Annotated in this window: 10 protein-coding genes; 6 read left to right on the forward strand and 4 right to left on the reverse strand. The window is 53.3% G+C overall.

The window, feature by feature from the left end:
* Positions 1-184 precede the first annotated feature (184 nt).
* Together OVA24_RS05775 and OVA24_RS05780 are read left to right on the forward strand one after the other, a co-directional pair.
* The gene (locus tag OVA24_RS05775) at positions 185-3,400 is read left to right on the forward strand and encodes a right-handed parallel beta-helix repeat-containing protein (protein WP_267674242.1); all 3,216 of its coding nucleotides are present in this window, start codon (positions 185-187) and stop codon (positions 3,398-3,400) included.
* Between the two features lie 199 nt (positions 3,401-3,599).
* Complete coding sequence (locus OVA24_RS05780) at positions 3,600-3,902, forward strand: transposase (RefSeq protein ID WP_267674243.1); 303 nt, start codon at positions 3,600-3,602, stop codon at positions 3,900-3,902.
* A gap of 173 nt (positions 3,903-4,075) precedes the next feature.
* On the opposite strand, the gene OVA24_RS05785 is transcribed toward OVA24_RS05780, so the two are convergent.
* The 4 genes from OVA24_RS05785 to OVA24_RS05800 form a co-directional block, all read right to left on the reverse strand.
* Positions 4,076-5,041: a DUF4917 family protein gene (locus tag OVA24_RS05785; RefSeq protein ID WP_267674244.1), complete on the reverse strand. Its 966-nt coding sequence runs from the start codon at positions 5,039-5,041 to the stop codon at positions 4,076-4,078.
* A gap of 326 nt (positions 5,042-5,367) precedes the next feature.
* Complete coding sequence (locus tag OVA24_RS05790; RefSeq protein WP_267674245.1) at positions 5,368-7,029, reverse strand: hypothetical protein; 1,662 nt, start codon at positions 7,027-7,029, stop codon at positions 5,368-5,370.
* Positions 7,019-9,730, reverse strand: coding sequence for a phospholipase D-like domain-containing protein (locus tag OVA24_RS05795; protein ID WP_267674246.1), 2,712 nt, complete (start codon positions 9,728-9,730; stop codon positions 7,019-7,021). The genes OVA24_RS05790 and OVA24_RS05795 overlap by 11 nt, the downstream gene beginning before the upstream one ends.
* Before the next feature lie 98 nt (positions 9,731-9,828).
* A complete protein-coding gene (locus OVA24_RS05800) occupies positions 9,829-10,278 on the reverse strand; it encodes a protein NO VEIN domain-containing protein (RefSeq protein ID WP_267674247.1) in 450 nt (149 codons plus the stop codon).
* 193 nt (positions 10,279-10,471) lie between these two features.
* On the opposite strand from OVA24_RS05800, the gene OVA24_RS05805 reads away from it, so the two are divergent.
* Genes OVA24_RS05805 through OVA24_RS05820 form a run of 4 tightly spaced genes read left to right on the forward strand, consistent with a single transcriptional unit; the run spans position 10,472 to position 17,017 of the window.
* Entirely contained in the window at positions 10,472-12,145 is a 1,674-nt protein-coding gene (locus OVA24_RS05805) for a type I restriction-modification system subunit M (protein WP_267674248.1), read from the forward strand.
* Positions 12,135-13,430 carry a restriction endonuclease subunit S gene (locus OVA24_RS05810; RefSeq protein ID WP_267675273.1) on the forward strand — a complete coding sequence of 432 codons (1,296 nt, stop codon included), beginning with the start codon at positions 12,135-12,137 and terminating at the stop codon, positions 13,428-13,430. The genes OVA24_RS05805 and OVA24_RS05810 overlap by 11 nt, the downstream gene beginning before the upstream one ends.
* The gene (locus tag OVA24_RS05815; protein ID WP_267674249.1) at positions 13,427-15,262 is read left to right on the forward strand and encodes a DUF7380 domain-containing protein; all 1,836 of its coding nucleotides are present in this window, start codon (positions 13,427-13,429) and stop codon (positions 15,260-15,262) included. Before OVA24_RS05810 ends, OVA24_RS05815 begins: the two co-directional genes overlap by 4 nt.
* Positions 15,263-15,298: 36 nt before the next feature.
* Complete coding sequence (locus tag OVA24_RS05820) at positions 15,299-17,017, forward strand: HNH endonuclease (protein ID WP_267674250.1); 1,719 nt, start codon at positions 15,299-15,301, stop codon at positions 17,015-17,017.
* Positions 17,018-17,020 lie beyond the last annotated feature (3 nt).

Genomic DNA, 17,020 nt, shown 5'->3' on the forward strand with positions numbered 1-17,020 from the left:
GGGAGAGACGCATTGGAGGGCCGAGGGATATCATCCAAACATAGCCATCTGCGTTGGCACGCATTCCTTTAGGTAACCGCCCTGTTGCCGGTCGGTCTTAAAGTCATGACTTTTCAAGAACTCGACGACGAACATGAAACGGTTACATCTATCAAGCCACAACGGGTCTTCTTGCATTGCAAATATGGCTTTGGGCCTGTTGCTCTGCATGGCGGGGCAAGCGTTCGCTTTGACGCGCCATGCATTTTGGTCGGGTCAGGGGCTTGACGGTCAGCCATCCGGTGAACTTACAGCCGCGTCTTTTCATATGCGACCGTCGGTCGAGCGCGCAGGAACCTCAATTACGAACACTGGCGGCGCGACTTCGTTCACCGATTTCCAGGGGATGATCTGGACAGGTTCGGGAACGAATTCGACCCCTGGACACTGCTTTGCGTGGAACCCCGGATCGGTGACCAATTCAATGACGCTTTCGTTCAATATGAGCGGTCTAACAAACCTCGCCGTGCGTATGGATGTTCGGTCGGCGGGAACAGGTCGGACCACGGCGTTCGAAGGGATAGATTATAGCATAGACGGCGGCGCAACCTTTGCACCCGCGCAGGTGAACCTCACGCTGACGGGGATGCCGTCGACGAACAGTTTCTTCGGCTACTCGTTGGACCTATCAAGCCTGGCTGGGATAGAGAACCAGTGGTCCGTCAAAATTCGTTTTAGGATTCCGGATCAGGGTTCCGGCAGCAGCCTCCGGTTGGATAACATTCAGGTTTCCGCCGGAACAAGTTGGTCGCCGACGGACCCGATCGGGCCCCAGTTCACCGCCGAAGAAAAGATCTCACAACGGGCTGCTGGAAGCGCAATTCTCAGTCAAATACGCTCCGCAGCTTCGAACGGAGCGGGGACGTTCACCATCCCCCCGGGCGATTACAGGTTCAGCGGAGCCTCCGGAAGCAACCCCGTCATGCAGAATCTGCATCATCTACGAATTGTTGGGACTGGGGCCACCTTCTGGTGGGATTCACCCCAAACCTACGGATGGGAATTCTGGGGATGTAGCAACATCGAAATCATAGGTTTGACTCTCGATTGCGATCCTCAGCCACATGCGCAGGGGCGCATCACGGCCCTTGATCGCGTAGCAGGAACGGTGGACATGACAGTGATGGACGGATATCAGATGCCCACCCTGGGTTCGAACCGGGCGACCATTTTTTACCGTCCGGACGGGACGTTCATCAAGCGGGGCCCGATCAACGGAAAAGCCGCAATCATAAGTGGTCGATCAATCCGGGTAACCACCGTAAATCTCGCCGACGTCAATGTGGGGGACTACATGGTGATATCCCAGCGTACCGCGCAGTTCCTCGTGTTCAAGTCATGCTCGAACATGTTGGTGCAAGACGTCAATATGTGGAGTTTTGCGGGGATGGCGGTGACCGAGAATGGGGGACAGGGTGGGAACGTCTACCGTCGATTAAAGGCTACGCGCCGCCCTGGAACCAATCGGCTGCATTGCTTCGGGGCTGATGGACTCCATATGACAAACACTGGAATCGGCCCGCGGATCGAGGATTGTGAGGTAGCGTATACTTCGGATGATTTGATCAACATACACGGGACTTTTGGACAGGTGGCGGAACGGGTGAACAGCCGCACGTTTCGGGTGCTGGGAAGTCCTTACACGGTCGGAACTCGCCTGGATTTCTGGGATGAGTATTCACTCGAACATTTGGGGTTCGCCTCGGTGATACAGTCCTCTCGCGTCACAGACCCGGCACAGATCGCGGAGGCGAGAAGCGGTACCGTGTCGGATTATTCACCAGCCGTCTATGATGTCATTCTTGACGGTGATGTTGACGCCGGGGATCTGGACCTCATCGAACACCGTCAGAACGTCTGTGAGGGCTTCGTCGTGAAAGACTCCTATTTTCACAGTACTTTCAACCGAGCGTTTCTCGTCAACGGTTCCCCTTCGGGGCTCATCACCGGCAATACCTTCGAGCGCGTGCACAGTGGGGGCATCAATATGGGTATGGAGACGTGGCGATACATGGAAGGACAGTTTCCGAGCGGGACCGTGATCGAGAACAACAGGCTTGTCGACATGCCGGGCATCCAGGTCGAATTGAATGCGAGGGGCGTACCGCGCACTCACCGTCACCGACCGGTCAATGACATCACGATCCGCAATAACTATGTGGAAAACACGATCAAGGTGATGCAGGTGGACCGCGTAAACATCCTGAACAACACCCTTTCCATCCGTAACATTCCTGTCAACTGGACGCGTCCTGTAGTGTCCGAGAGTGAATACGGAGCCAGCTTCGGTGACGCGATTTTTCTCTCGGTCGTGGCGAACGCGAACGTGGCTGGTAACAAGGTTATGTGGAACAATCCCGGTGGAGAGGATGTTCGGGTGGGCCCTCTCGGTAAGAACATCTGGATCGACGGCCTCCAGCAGTTGGAACCCGTTGCGGATTCCAACACCGGCTGGTGGTTGGAAGGAGTTCAAGGGGATCAGGGATGGCGCTACGGTTCGGCGGATGGTGTGTCGGTGCGGAACGGAATCTATTACGCATCGATGTTCCAGCAGTTTGCCACTCAAAGCGGCGGCCGTTGGCGGGAGGGGACAATTCCGAATTTGGGCAGATACGACCTCCAGCCGAGTGATTCCCGCGCTGTGGTTCGTCGTTGGGTTTCGCCCTCTACGGCTAGCACGCGCGCCAAAGGACGCGTGCAGACCTTTGGAGGCACGGGGAACCGCACCAAAATTTACCTGTTTTTGGGCGGAATCTTGAAATGGTCCCATGACATCACGACTGCGGAGGTTTACGAATTCGATGTCAATCTTGGGGTGGTTTATGAGTCCATTCCGGTGGACTTCGTCATCGATTCGAAAGGAGATGCCACAGGAGACGATACCCAGTTGTCAGTGACGATGTTGAGGGCACCGACAGGAGGGGAAATGCCTTCGCAATCCAGCGGTCTTGCTGGTATTCCCGCCACCACCTTTGATGCTTGGCGTCACGAAGTATTCGATAGCGAGCAGCTTAGCGATCCGGATGTCAGCGGTGCCTTCGCCGACACGAACCGGGACGGGCTGGTGAATCTGCTCGAGTACTTCCTTGGACGGGATCCTGTCGGGCAAAATGCTGCCCGCACCCTGCCGCTTCTGCGTCTTTCGGACGAGACAGTAGAATTCATCTATACGAGAAGAAAATCCGCTGCCCGAGAAATGACGGACACTGTGCAATGGAGTGCAACGCTGACCGAGGGGAGTTGGACCGATGCCGGAGTAATTGAGGAAATTCTCAATGACGATGGAGTTTTCCAGATCGTAAGGGCAAGTCTTGCGAAGGATTCAGAGCTCAGAAGATTTTTTCGACTGAAGGTCGAATAGTGAGTTCACCGACGGTCAAAATCTGGTGCAAGCGGTGGAGCATGCCGGCCGTGTGAAAGCACACCCCACCGGATGATCGGCGAATATCCAGTCCCTTCCACCGAATGCGCCCTTTGCCTAGAGGTGGTTTCAAAAGGTGAATTGAAGCTTGTACTCGAATTGGCGATGCCTATGAACAGGAAGCGTGACTTACGAGTTCATGACCGACGTTGTCTGGGAGCGGATGCGGATGCTCCTTCCGGAAGCCAATTCATTTGGTCGGCCACGATGTGGCGACCGCGATGTATTGGAAGGAATCTTACGGGTGCTCAGGACCGGTGCGAGATGGAGGGACATCCCGAAGCATTTGCCAAGCGCGGCAACTTGCTGGAGACGCCTGAGGGACTGGGAGGAAGGCGAAGTCTGGGACAACCTCTGGCGCGCGTTCATCTTCCAGCTCGACCAACAACGCCTGCTCGACTGGCAGGAATGCTTCATGGACCGGATTCGCTCTCCGGCCTAACAGGCCAGCCTCGGAGGTTTGAATGTGGCCATTAAGCTTCAGGTCATTTAATTGTAACAAGCGGCATAATGCGGAGTAAAGCCGTGGTCATCTTAGCTGTTAGTGGTGGACTCGACGATGACGCCGTCGGCCTACCTGCCAGACCCATTAATAATGGGTCTGGGGAAACGAAGCTAATCGGCAATCCACCCACCTGGTCCATTCGAATCAAAGAAATCAACCTGGGCAGTTTCGAGTCCTTTGATCTTCTTAATTGAAAATTTCACTCTGGAACAGAATTCTTCGTAATCGCCAGATCCGGTGTAAACTGAAACCCCAATTCGGTTAATCCTCGCTTGGCCCAAGGCAGCAAGAATATGGGAGTCCTGTTCTCCGCAGGCCCATCCGTAAATGATTGCTGAATCCTTGGGGCAGGAGAGTTCGGTGTAGACCTGATTGAGATACCGGCTTCTGCGTATGGCCTGTAACTTCTTCCTCACGTCTCCTTCGCTGACAAAAAGTGGGTGTTTACCGCCGATTGTCCACTTGTCAGAAATGCTACTCAAAAGATCTCCACTGGGGTCCGCGGTCACTTTGGCTTCATTCCCCCACAGATCAGTCACTAATGACAAGCTTCCATGAGGGTAGAAAATCAAAGTGGATCCCTCTCGGTAGCTTTCGTAGTTAAAATTAAATGATCCTCCGTAACCGAAGCAGTCCTTAAATATAGGGTCTTCAGGATCGTTGTATTCCATGATCGACCAATAGACCGAAAGATCATAGTTTAGGGAAAAGACAGTGCCGAAATTTTTCATGAAATCGGCCATTGCTGGAAAATGCCCTCGGATTAGATCTCTAACGGGATGGACTTGCTGAACGCATTCAATCAGGGCCATTTTGATTGAATTGTAGCATTCGGTCGTTTTGTTGTCGGGGATTCCAAGGGCTTTGTTGATCTCGAAGGCGTGGGAAACAGATCTCATCACCCATTCAAAATCCGGCGATTTGAAATAATTGAAAATGGCAGATGTCTCTCGACTGATCAGTCCTCTCTTTTCCGCTTCACTATACAGTGACGTGTAAGTCAGGGGAGAAGCTGCGCCTTGCAGTGCGACCGAAGCGCCATTGCCGAGGATGAGGCAATTGCGGGTTGCTTTCATTGGTGCCCATATTTCTGGGAACGGTTTTAGGGTCGTCATGTGATCTAATAGATAAAATTTGCTTCGGTTGAGAGGCGCTCGATGTTCTCGCTGATTTACTCGATCCCCAGAGGGATCCGATCAGAATTGTTGTTTTTTGGGAGTAAATCGCGATTTTGCCTGGAGGAGGACCAGGTTCTGTTCTCGATGACTTTGGCGGTTCCTGTTTTGCGGGTTCGGATTCTTTCAGAACGTTCTTTATCTCATTGTAATGGCGGAACATGGCGACAACTGCATCCGGGGCCTCGTTCGAATCGATGGGATGCGAAGCTCTTCGCGGCTCTCATTCAAATCCATTCAACATTTCTTCCGCGTCCGTATTTCTTTTCTTTTTCGTCAGACGTCAGAACCTCCACATCGGTTAGTAAGCAAAGCCAGGCGTCCAGACGGTCAGCCATCCACGGAGCGCTGTTTTCTCCAATCTTATTCTCCATGCCCGCCGTCGGAACGATGCCAAAATCACTCAACATGAATCGGAGTCTCTGTTTGGGTGCGCCGGGGTCCAACCGTGAAAGAGCGACTCTCAGATGCTGGGTGAAAACGAGGTCCGCATATAGGTCACGGAAGAATTCGTTCAGCGGTCGATTCATCCGATCCTCCAGCCATCCATGAAACCAGCGGATGGAAATCCGGGTTTCTCCTCCCCATGATAGATCCTCGTGGTCGGCAAAGCGCGTAAGCCATATTTTGGTTCGCAGAATCCATCGAACCAGCATCCCGAAAGCCCGCGGACATTCGTCCTGAGCTTCTCCAGCCCCCATGTCGATCCAGTCGTAGTGATTTGAGTCGCCCGAGATATTAGAGTTCCACCAATTGGACGCTGCCTCTATGGCAGAGGGGGCATTGGCGGCTAGACACTCCCGCCGAATACCGTCCGCCAGCGATAGTGGAGTATCTCCCAGCCAGGACAGGGTCGCGTTTACCACATCATCGACAGAAGAGCATCCTTCCCTCACGGCCAGTTCGAAAACTCGCAGGAAGGTTTCCAGAATATAACGCTGAAACTGCCTGCCTTCGAAGATTGCCCAAGAAGCTCTCTGGTGTTCAAGCATGGGATCTGTGAGTACCAATGGCGCATTCTTTTTGACGAGACCCGTGAACCACGTGCGGCGGAGGTCCTCGGAATCCGCGGCGCCGATTTGCTCAAGCGTATCGATTATCAGGCGGGTAGTGATCCTACGACCGTTCGGCAGCCCATTCGATACGTTTCCGAGAAGCAGCCGAATGAGGGATTGTTTTACGTTCTGAGGCGCGACACGGAATGCGGCTGGATGGAGTCCTTGAAGTTGCAAGTTTTCGAGGTCTTCGTGCGCCCGAACCTCGAAATCCAACCGCCCGAACTGGACAAGCAGCGGGTCATCACTCAGTCGGGACTCGATATATTCACAGATCCGGTCGGTTTCTTCATTGGAAATGGGGACATGAATCCAGGTCGCGTGACCGTCCTTCGCCGTCGCGTATCCGATGAAATCGAGATACCGGAGAGCAGGGCCGTAAAGCGCAGCCGCGTAGATGCTGGTCGATTCGGTTCGCTTGGTCTTTTTCTCGTCCTTATTTTTATCGAAGCTCAGGACAGTCGGGAAGACGAGCGTTTGATCCACTCCAATTCTGCGGTTCGGCATTCCGAATTTCTCGTTCGCTTCGGAGTTGTCTTTCACTCCGTCGGCCATGGCCATTTCAATAGCTTGCCGAAAGCGGTCGTAGTTCTGTTGAGAAAATTTCTTCGGCTGTCCCTCGCATATCCGTTGAAATTTCCAAGCAATCCAAGCTCCCAAGCAAAAAATGCCGATGTCAGTGGTGGCGTTGTTCACTCCGGGCAAGAGGGTCCCGGCCAGCATATCGAAGTTGACCAAGCGAAGCCCCAGAAAATCGATGCCGCCACCATCGTCGGCAAACGCCTGCGTCAGGAAGGGCTGTTGGGGAAGCGGTTTGAGGGCTTTAGGCTTCATGAATTTCCAGAATGACGCTGAGGAGTTCCGGCACGAGGGCGGTGCCACAGGCAGAGCAGATACAAGGAATCAGGCTTTCGATGGGTCGGAGCGTAGGCTCGCGGGTATTGGCATTGGAGCATCCGTCCTGCACACACATGGGGCGCAGATGATTGACAATCTGGATTGAGTTTCCTTTTGCCTTCCGCTCCAGTCTTCGACGAAACTCAGCCCAATTGACGATGCGACCGAATGACTCTGGCTTCACTTCATCGCCGTTGGCTGCGGCGCGGATTGTTTGGAGGTAACTGAATCCCGGATAGTTTTTCCAACTCTTGTGCTCCATTGCCGTGAGGGCCGAGTCTAGGCCCTTTAAACCAAAGCCTCCTTCCGATCTCGGCAAGTAATGCAAAGCATGTTCGAGGACTTCCGACTTCGTCGTTTCATCGAGCGTGAGCGAAAGCCCGGTGAAGTGTCGGAATTTCAACCACACCAATAAAGGAAACCCTTCGTCGTTTCGGGCGTCAGCATGGAGGATCGCAAACAAGGCTACGCCAAGAAGAATCAAATCGTGGGGAGCTTCCAGTTCGGGATCGTCCATGATGTCCTGGAGAATCGGCGGGAACTTCCAGTGTCGATACGGATGGGCTTTGGGAGTAACCCAAGTGTCGGGCTGGCTGCGATCATCGACCAGCAGGCGGAGGAAACCGGAAATGAGGTCGTTGGTTAAAACGACGGGGACCCCTTCGTCGACAGTCCCGTTGCCTGGATGGAGCAGCAGGGTGATGAGCAACGTCTGGAATGCAACCGGTAGCAGGCGTTCTTTGTGCGGCATTTCGAATTCCTCCGCGCGTTTGCCCTTAGAGCAGGGCCTCGCGTAAATGACGGCGCCATTCATCCGTTGGGTGAGAGTCGAATAGTAGCGCTCCGCATCCCGCCAGCGTCGGATTCTTGAACTTGTCGCATCATCTTCTTTGGGCTTTTTGGGTTCGTTAGGCTTGGCCCTCTCGCCGCCTTCCTCCCCCTCGGTATCGGAAGGCTCCATTTCGCGTACGGCGCTGACCGTCTCCTTGGGTTTTTCACGAAGCAGAGAAGTCATGATTCGTTGGAACCACGCAACATTTCCACCAGCATGCTGGCCCTGGCGCCCGGCATTCTCGTCGACCGCAACCGGTGGCCAAATTGGCACCCTGACCGGGCGCTCTTTTTCAGGAGTCGTGGTGGAACTGCTCGGGTGGAATCCTTCATTTATGTCCTCCGCGTCCAGAGTTTGGAAGCAAAGCCGGAAGATCGCATTGATGCCGGCGGCTTCGGGCACCTCCTCGCCCGACAACAAGGCGCGCATCGCAGCCGCCGCGTTCCGTTGGAGGGGCGTGGCCGTTAGGTCGGCAAAGCTCTCCACCAGAGCGAATGAGCGGAATTCGTCGCCCGTAGCTTTGGTTCCCTTGATCTCCACGGCTGCGGCATTCATCGACCCCTCCAACCAGCCCGGGTATTGATCGCTTCCCAGTCGTTCAAGAGTGCGGTCATGAAAGAGTCTTCCGTACGAGCGGGTTTCTCGTTTTGGGCCGCAGATCCAGGTGGCACTCACGTTCTCCAACGGCAGAGCGTTTTGATGTGTCGAATCCACACCGAGAAAAATGCCGGACGATTTCAATACGGCGTGAATTCCGATCCAGCCTGTCCCGCTGCTGGAATAGTCCGGGGGAGCGTGTGTTAGTGGTTTCCTGGGAATGAAAGCCGCGAAGAGCGAGTCAAACACCGGTCGGTCGATTTTTCGCAGGACTGCGGCTTCGATATTCTTGCTCTCCAATGCTGCCATGGTGGCGTTGACGCTTCCAGTCATGGAGAAACATCCGCCATTCCGATCCACCAAACCGTATAGCTTCAGATGGGCAAAGCGGCCCGAATTGCCCTTGTGTCCCTGGAGACCAAGCTGGCGAAGTGGTTTCTTTTGCCACTGTTCAAGTTCCTTGGGTTCCAGATCCACACCCTCTCCTTGTTTAGCTGGGAACACCTCGATGTCTTTGGCTCCGAGTGTCCTCGCAAGGTTTTTTACTCCCTCTAGGCCACCGCCGAAGTAGGGTGAGGCCACTCGGAGTTCGCGGCAGTCGACCACCTTGGCGAGTTGTTCTGCGAAACCGCCTTGGAATGATGAAAGAAACCATAGCTTGCGGGATTTCTGCGCCTGGTTGCTTTCGTGAAGATCTTCCAGGAGGCGTATCATTGAAACGATGGTCTTTAGCCCGGGGCGTTCCTGTTGCTCCCGCAGCGACCACATTCCCAGCAGTCCCTTCACGAACTCCGTGAGTTCCCGACACAACTCTCTATCTCCGCCGCCTCGAAACACTTCAAAGGTTTCGAAAAGCTCAAGATTGTTGATGAATCCGGATTGCGTGAGATTGCCGCTGCCGCAGAGCACGGCCACCTGGTCGTTGTCCGCCATGATCCAGACCTTCGGGTGAAAAGCTCCGGCGCAGTTCGGATAGACCAGCGAGTAGATGGTGGACGCAGCGCGCAGCGCCCCCACTTCCTGAGCTGCCATCTGGAAACCTTTCAAATCGCAGAGCACCACCGCTCCTGCTAGATTCCGTCGATCGATTTTCGGCAGGATAGAGGTCTCGAAAAATACCGGACTGGCGGTGTAGCTGGTTCCCAATACGTAGCGGGGAGCGAACCGCTTGAAGAACTCGGACAGTTTCCATTGAGGGGTTTCAGTCATTTCGATAGGGATCTCAAAGTTGCTTTCGATATACCAGCACTGGTGCTGTTCTTGAAAGCTTGTTGTCCGATGAAGTCCCAAATCGTCCGCGACGATGACTATATTCTGTGTCTTAGAAGTTGAACGCGATAAGCCGTAGGTTCGACTACGCAGCTGTCGATTTCCCACGCCCATAAAACCTCCAACGTCCCGCCCGAAGCAATGCGCGAATCGCCAAGCCCCGAGATCTTGATACCGTAAACGATAAAGAGGGCGGTCTGTCCCTTTTCTATCCGGTGGAGCTCAACTTCATTTCGGGTCATAAGGATGGCATCACACAGATTGCTCGTGGTACCTTTTACCTCGATTTTCACTCTTTCCTCTCCCTTTTCGGCCTCAAAGTCGTAGGGGTTAGATGCCGATGTGTCTCTCACGCGATATCCACGGGTCGTTAGCCACGCGGAACCCAGCTCCATGGCACGGAGCTCGACGCGTTTCCTATCAGGAGCCGACAGCCCCCCAAACCCCTGCCCGCTCTTTTTCGTGAGGGGGTTTGTAATTTCGATCATGGCGATTTCGTCCTGATCCGCTGGAGAGAGTTCACGTCCATCCGCTTCGGCTCGATAGATGGTCGCAAGTACCCGACCCAATAACCGGGGGTGGACCGTCGGTGTATGAAAGCGTGTCACCCGGACGCCCGAATCGGCTAACCCAACTTTCCGCTTCTGGGAGCAAAATGACTCTGCTAGAAAGAATTCGCTCATGCCCGATTCTTCCTCCCAAGCCTTCCTCCGCGAGCTCGACAAGAAACTCTGGACCGCCGCCGACAAGCTGCGGTCGAACCTTGATGCCGCCGTTTACAAGCACGCCGTCCTCGGTCTCATCTTCCTCAAATACGTCTCCGATTCATTCGCCGAACGGCAGAAGGAGATCGAGGCGATGCTAAAGGATCCCGAGAATGACTTCTACATGGACCCCGCTGACCACGGCGGAGCTGCCGGTTATCAGAAAGCTATTGATCAGGAACTGGAGGAGCGGGACTACTACATCGAGAAAAACGTCTTCTGGGTGCCGGCGCTGGCGCGGTGGAAGACCTTGCAGGATTCCGCCAAGCTCCCGGCGGGAACCGAGATCACCGTGAAGAACGGCAAGGTCTCGAAATACAAGATCACTTCCACCGGCAAGCTCATCGACGACGCGCTGGAAGCCGTGGAGAAGGAGAACCCGAAGCTCAAGAACGTCCTCAACAAGAACTACACGCAGCTCCAGATCGATCCGGCGAACCTCGCGGGGCTCATCGACCTCATTGCCACCATCCCGTTCCAGCACGCGGACCTTCACGCGAAGGACATCCTCGGCCACGTTTACGAATATTTCCTCGGCCAGTTCGCCCTGGCGGAGGGGAAAAAGGGGGGGCAATATTTCACGCCCAAGTCGATCGTCAGTCTTATCGTGGAAATGATCGAGCCCTATCAGGGGCGCGTCTATGACCCGGCGATGGGCTCCGGCGGCTTCTTCGTCCAGTCGGAGCGCTTCATCGAGGAGCACGGCGGCATCATCGGTGATATCATGGTCTTCGGGCAGGAAAGCAATCCCACCACCTGGCGGCTGGCGGCGATGAACATGGCCATCCGCGGCATCGACTTCGATTTCGGCAAGGAACCGGCGGACACTTTTACCCGCGACCAGCACCCGGACCTCCGCGCGGACTTCGTGATGGCGAATCCGCCCTTCAACATCAAGGCATGGTGGGACGGCAAGCTGGAGGGCGACGCACGGTGGAAATACGGCACGCCGCCGCAGGGGAATGCCAACTTCGCCTGGGTCCAGCACATGCTCCACCACCTCGCGCCGAATGGCTCGATGGCGCTGTTGCTCGCCAATGGCTCGATGAGTTCGAATTCCAGCGGCGAGGGTGACATCCGCCGCGCCTTGATCGAGGCGGATCTCGTCGAGTGCATGGTCGCCCTGCCCGGCCAGCTCTTCACCAATACCCAGATTCCCGCCTGCATCTGGTTCCTCACGAAAAACAAAGCCAAGCGCTCCCGTCCCGGGGCCGCCGCCCTGCGCGACCGCCGCGGTGAAACGCTCTTCATCGACGGCCGCAAGCTCGGCTTCATGAAAGACCGCGTGTTGCGGGATTTCGCTCCAGAGGACGTCGAGAAAATCGCAGGGAAGTTCCGCGAATGGAGGACAGGTGGTTACGAGGATGTTTCCGGTTTTTGTAAATCTGCGACAAATCAGGAAACTGCCCTCAGCGGTCATATCTTAACTCCGGGTCGATATGTCGGTGCTGAAGACGTTGAGAATGATGGCGAAGCCTTCGAAGACAAGATGTTGCGTCTTGTGACTGAGCTAAATTTGCAATTTACCGAAGCTGCGAAACTTGAGAAGACCATCACCGGAAATCTGAGAGGACTTGGATATGAAGGGTAATGGGGAAATTATCCAACTTCGCGACGCTTGTTCGAAGATTGGTAGCGGATCCACACCTCGGGGTGGTAAGGAAGCTTACAAGGGCGGTGCAACGTCATTAATCCGAAGCCAGAATATCTACAATGATGGTTTTCATCGTGACGGCCTCGTATACATTAGCGACGAACAATCTGCAGAACTCCGAAACGTCGAAGTCGAACCAAAAGACGTATTGTTGAACATCACCGGCGATTCTGTTGCAAGGTGCTGCCAAGTCGCGGCAGATATATTGCCTGCCCGCGTGACCCAACATGTTGCAATCATTCGCCCGGACCCCAGAATACTCAATGCTGACTTTCTTCGATACGTTCTGGTTTCACACGAATACCAGCAACGACTGCTCGCTCTTGCTTCCGCTGGTGCAACGCGTCCTGCGCTGACAAAGTCAATGATTGAAGAGTTGGATATTCCATCTCCACCTCTATCTCAACAGAAGCGGATCGCCTACATTCTCGGCACGCTGGACGATAAGATCGAATTAAACCGCCAGATGAACGCCACGCTGGGGTCGATGGCTCGAGTCCTCTTCCAAAGCTGGTTCGTGGATTTCGATCCCGTTCGAAGAAACTCCGATGGCGAAGCCCAACGACCGGAAGACTCGTTGTTTCCTGATTCGTTTGAAGATTCTTTGCTCGGATCGATTCCAAATGGCTGGAGGGTCAAGCAATTGTCGGAACTTTGCACTCTCGGCCGGGGTGCATCGCCGCGACCCATCAACGATTACATGGACGGTGAGGTCCCATGGATTAAAATTGCAGACGCAACGGCCGCTGCCGGACCATTTCTATTTGAGACGAAAGAGAGAGTGAAGAAGTTAGGAGCGGCCAAAAGTGTTCCAGTTGCTCCCGGAGATTTGATCCTTTCGAACAGCGCCACCTGTGGCGTGCCGATCTTTGTCGAGTTCCACGGCTGCATTCATGACGGCTGGCTCTACTTCAAGGACCTCCATTCAATTTCAAAGCTCTACCTCTTCCACGTGTTGATCGAATTGGCCGATCACCTCATCAATATCGCAGACGGCTCCGTTCAAAAGAATCTGAATACCAACTTGGTTGGGCAGCAGAATGTCTTGGTGCCTCCACGCGAAGTTTTGGACGCATTCGAGCTTCATGCATCTGGGTGGTTCAGCAAGATCCGAGCAAATAGCCTCGAATCCCGCACCCTCGCCAATCTCCGCGACACGCTACTGCCGAAGCTTTTGTCCGGCGAACAAACGGCGCTACCTGCATTCGATCCCAAACCATGAGCGAAGAATATTCATTTCCAACACTTGAGGAGATTGATTCGGTGGGTTGGGAGTCGGCAGTCTCTAGTGCTGAGTTACCCATTTGCCATAAGTTCTCCAGAATCTTCTTTGATCAGTTTCGTGCCCATCAAGATCAAAAAGAAATCGTTCCGGCGAAAGTATACCGCTTTCTTGGACAGATTTCTTCAATGAGCCTTGACGCAGGAAGTGTCGATTCACCATTGGGTCCAGCAATGGTTACTACGACGGGGAGGACCACGGATGTCGGAGATTTTGATGATGTTGCTCTATCGACAATTCAAGGGTTGATGGGGAAGGCGACTATTCCCGCTCTGCGGGCCCGTCTTGGCGATATTGTATGGATTCGGAAAAAGGATCACGGTGGAGCCATGGTTGCTGCGGTGGCCTACCTCGAAGAGTTCAAGATGCTTGATGCTCTGAACAAGTGGGTATGGGCGATAACGAATCTTGAGCGCGGGTTCAGTCTGGCGAGAATTCTCGGATCTAAGAACCCTTTGTTTCAGGATTACGTAGACTTTATTTTAAATCGTCTTACTGAGCTTCAGAATTCGTGTGATGACGCTTTTTGCGCCCGTTTGCTCTCAATGCTTGTAGAGCAACGTTCTGGAGATGCTAAAGTTCTAGCGCAAATTGCCGAGTCCATCGGGACACGCTTGGAACAAGCTGCTTCAGATTTCCTGGCCCGGCAGTATTTCGATATCGCAGTGAGCTGCTTCGAGTGGGCAAAGGAGGATGAGAACGCACGACGCATCAAACGATTAAAGGGGGACTCGCTTGTGCGTTTGGCCGAAAAATGCGTCAGCAATGGCCAAGGCTATTTTTCAGCTACTCATCACTTGGCTGTTGGTATCGAATGTTTGCGACAAGGTCGAGACGAAGCAGATCGAATCCAGCGACTCCACAAGATGCTCTTGGACTGGCAATCAAAGTCGCTAGACGAAATGCAGACACATACCCACGAAACGAATGTGTCCGAAATGATCGAAATTGCCCAAAAGAACGTTTCTGGGAAATCTCTTCAGGGGGCTGTCTTTGCAATGGCGATGGGCCATAATCCAATCGATACGGAAGCCTTGCGAAAGCGTGTGCTAAACCAGATTGACGAATTCCCCATGGCCAGCATTTTTGACGTTACGATGATGGATTCGGATGGGCGGGTTGTAGCGAACAAGCAGTCTGTATTTAATGCGAGTGAGGAACACAAGGAAGCTGCAATCGAAGCGGAAATGTTCCATCAAGCTGCGCAGATCGACTGGAGTCTTAGGTCTCAAGCCTATATTGATGTAAGCAGGAGACAAATTTGGATCGAACATCGTCCGACGCACAAGGATCTTGAATTTCTTGTTTTGCAGAATCCCTTTATTGCTCCAGGGCATGAGGCGTTGTTCCTGAAAGGTATCGTATGCGGGTTTCGCGGCGAGTTCGATATCGCAGCACATCTCTTGGTTCCACAGATTGAAGAAAGTATTCGGTATGTTCTCAGACGCGCAGGACATGTAACGTCAAAACTTGATGCGAAATTAATTCAGCAACAGCGTTTGCTAGGGACGCTTTTGGGCATGCCGGAAACAGTGGAAATATTTGGCAAAAATCATGTTTTTGAGCTGCGTGGATTACTCTGTGAGAAGTTTGGGTATGACCTAAGAAACAAACTCGCCCACGGCTTTCTCACATACAACGCGTGCTGGGGCGCTGATGTAATAAATCTCTGGTGGCTGGTGCTTCGCTTTCTGTGCATCCCACTTCGGGTGCAGGACGGCAATCCCGGTGAAGAGGGTGCCTCGAAGCCTGATACTGACCCCGAGGCATAGACGATATGCTTGTGAGAACTTCAAAATAACAAAGAAATGGCTCTCTTAAGTCTTATTGAATCAGCGGTAAAGGTCGGTTACAGCATCAAGCTTCTTCAGTATTTGATGAAAGAGTGTCCGAAGCACAAAGAAAGCCGGGTGCTTCCCTGCCGCGTAATCGACGGCGATCCTTTTATTGAGGAGAAGGAGCTTCTTGCATACCAGCGATATTTAAACGAAAGGTGGCCAATTCCCAACGGAAAGACGCGACCGCCAATGCGGAAAGCAATCGCGGATGACGTTAAATCAGAATCGCACTACGGGTGCGCAATTTGTGGGAATGGAAATCATGGAGAAGTTGCCCACATCCATGCTGCTGCAGATGGAGCATGCAACGGTCCTGATAATCTCATTTATTTATGTCCCAATCACCACACTGCTTACGATTATGGCCATAAAGTCGCAGCCAACATAAGACGAGAGGTAGTTGATGCTGCGAAAACGATGAAGCGGGATTCGCGGCGTAGAATACTCCGTCACGAACTAAATGCGGCCAAGGCGATGTTCGGACTGATTCAGAGAATCAAGAAGATATTGGATCAATTGGGCAAGGAGAAGGAGCTCGACCTGAGGGAGGTTGGCGTCACAGAAATGCGGTTGCTCATGGCGGAGGTGACTAACGCCTCGGTCAAAGCGAGTGAGGCGGCTCAGAAGGATCAGGATCATACAGAGGTTGAACTTGAGTTGACAAAAATTGCTCCAAAGATTGCAGCGTTGGCTGGAATCGGGGAAGCTTCGACCTCAGAAAGTGGTTTGCGTGAGGCCGCGACGGAGGTTGTTGCAGTATCTAATAAAGTTATTATCGATCTTGGGGAAATTGAATGCCCGCATTGTGAGGGAGCAGGTCAATATGGAATGGGAGGGAGCTACTGCTCCTTCTGTGGAGGTTCCTGCTACGTATCGACTGACCTCGCGGAAGGATATGATCCAAATGATATTGATGAGGTTGCGTGCCCTAGGTGTGAAGGGCATTGCCAGACGGGGTGGGTCGGAGACCTTTGTGCTTATTGCAAAGGGGATGGATATGTTACCACTGACGAAGCTGATGACTATGATCCGGAAGAAATTGATGAAATCGAATGTCCGCATTGCGAAGGTTCCGGGAAAATGGGCTTGGCTGGATCACTGTGCTCGGTTTGTGGCGGCTCCTGTTTTGTGCGCCGTGAATTCGCAGCTAGCTATGATGAGGCGGAGATTGATGAAGTCGCGTGCCCTAAATGCGATGGAAGCGGCACCATGGGAAGAGTTGGTTCTTATTGTTCATATTGTAAGGGCGATTGCTGTGTCTCTAGGGAAGAGTTTGATGCTTATGATCCGGAGGACGATGATGAATTTGACTGTCCGCGGTGCAATGGTTCTGGACTAACTGGCTTGGTGGGATCGTTTTGCTCGTATTGTAAGGGTGAATGTGTCGTCTCCAAGGAAGAATTGGATGATTACGATCACGAAAAAATCGATGAGGTGGATTGTCCGCATTGCGAAGGAGCCGGTCAGACTGGTTGGGCTGGATCATATTGTCGATATTGCAAAGGGGAATGCGTCGTTTCCCAGTCGAAGTTCGATGATTACAGTCCTGAGGAAATTGATGAAGAAGCTTGTCCAAGATGTGGTGGGAGTGGCCAGACGGGTCTGGTCGGTGACACATGCAAGCTTTGTAAAGGGGAGTGTTCAGTGTCTCGTGCAACCGCTGAGGCTTATCGAGAGAAATACTGCTAATTC

Source organism: Luteolibacter sp. SL250 (genome assembly GCF_026625605.1).
Lineage (GTDB): Bacteria > Verrucomicrobiota > Verrucomicrobiia > Verrucomicrobiales > Akkermansiaceae > Luteolibacter.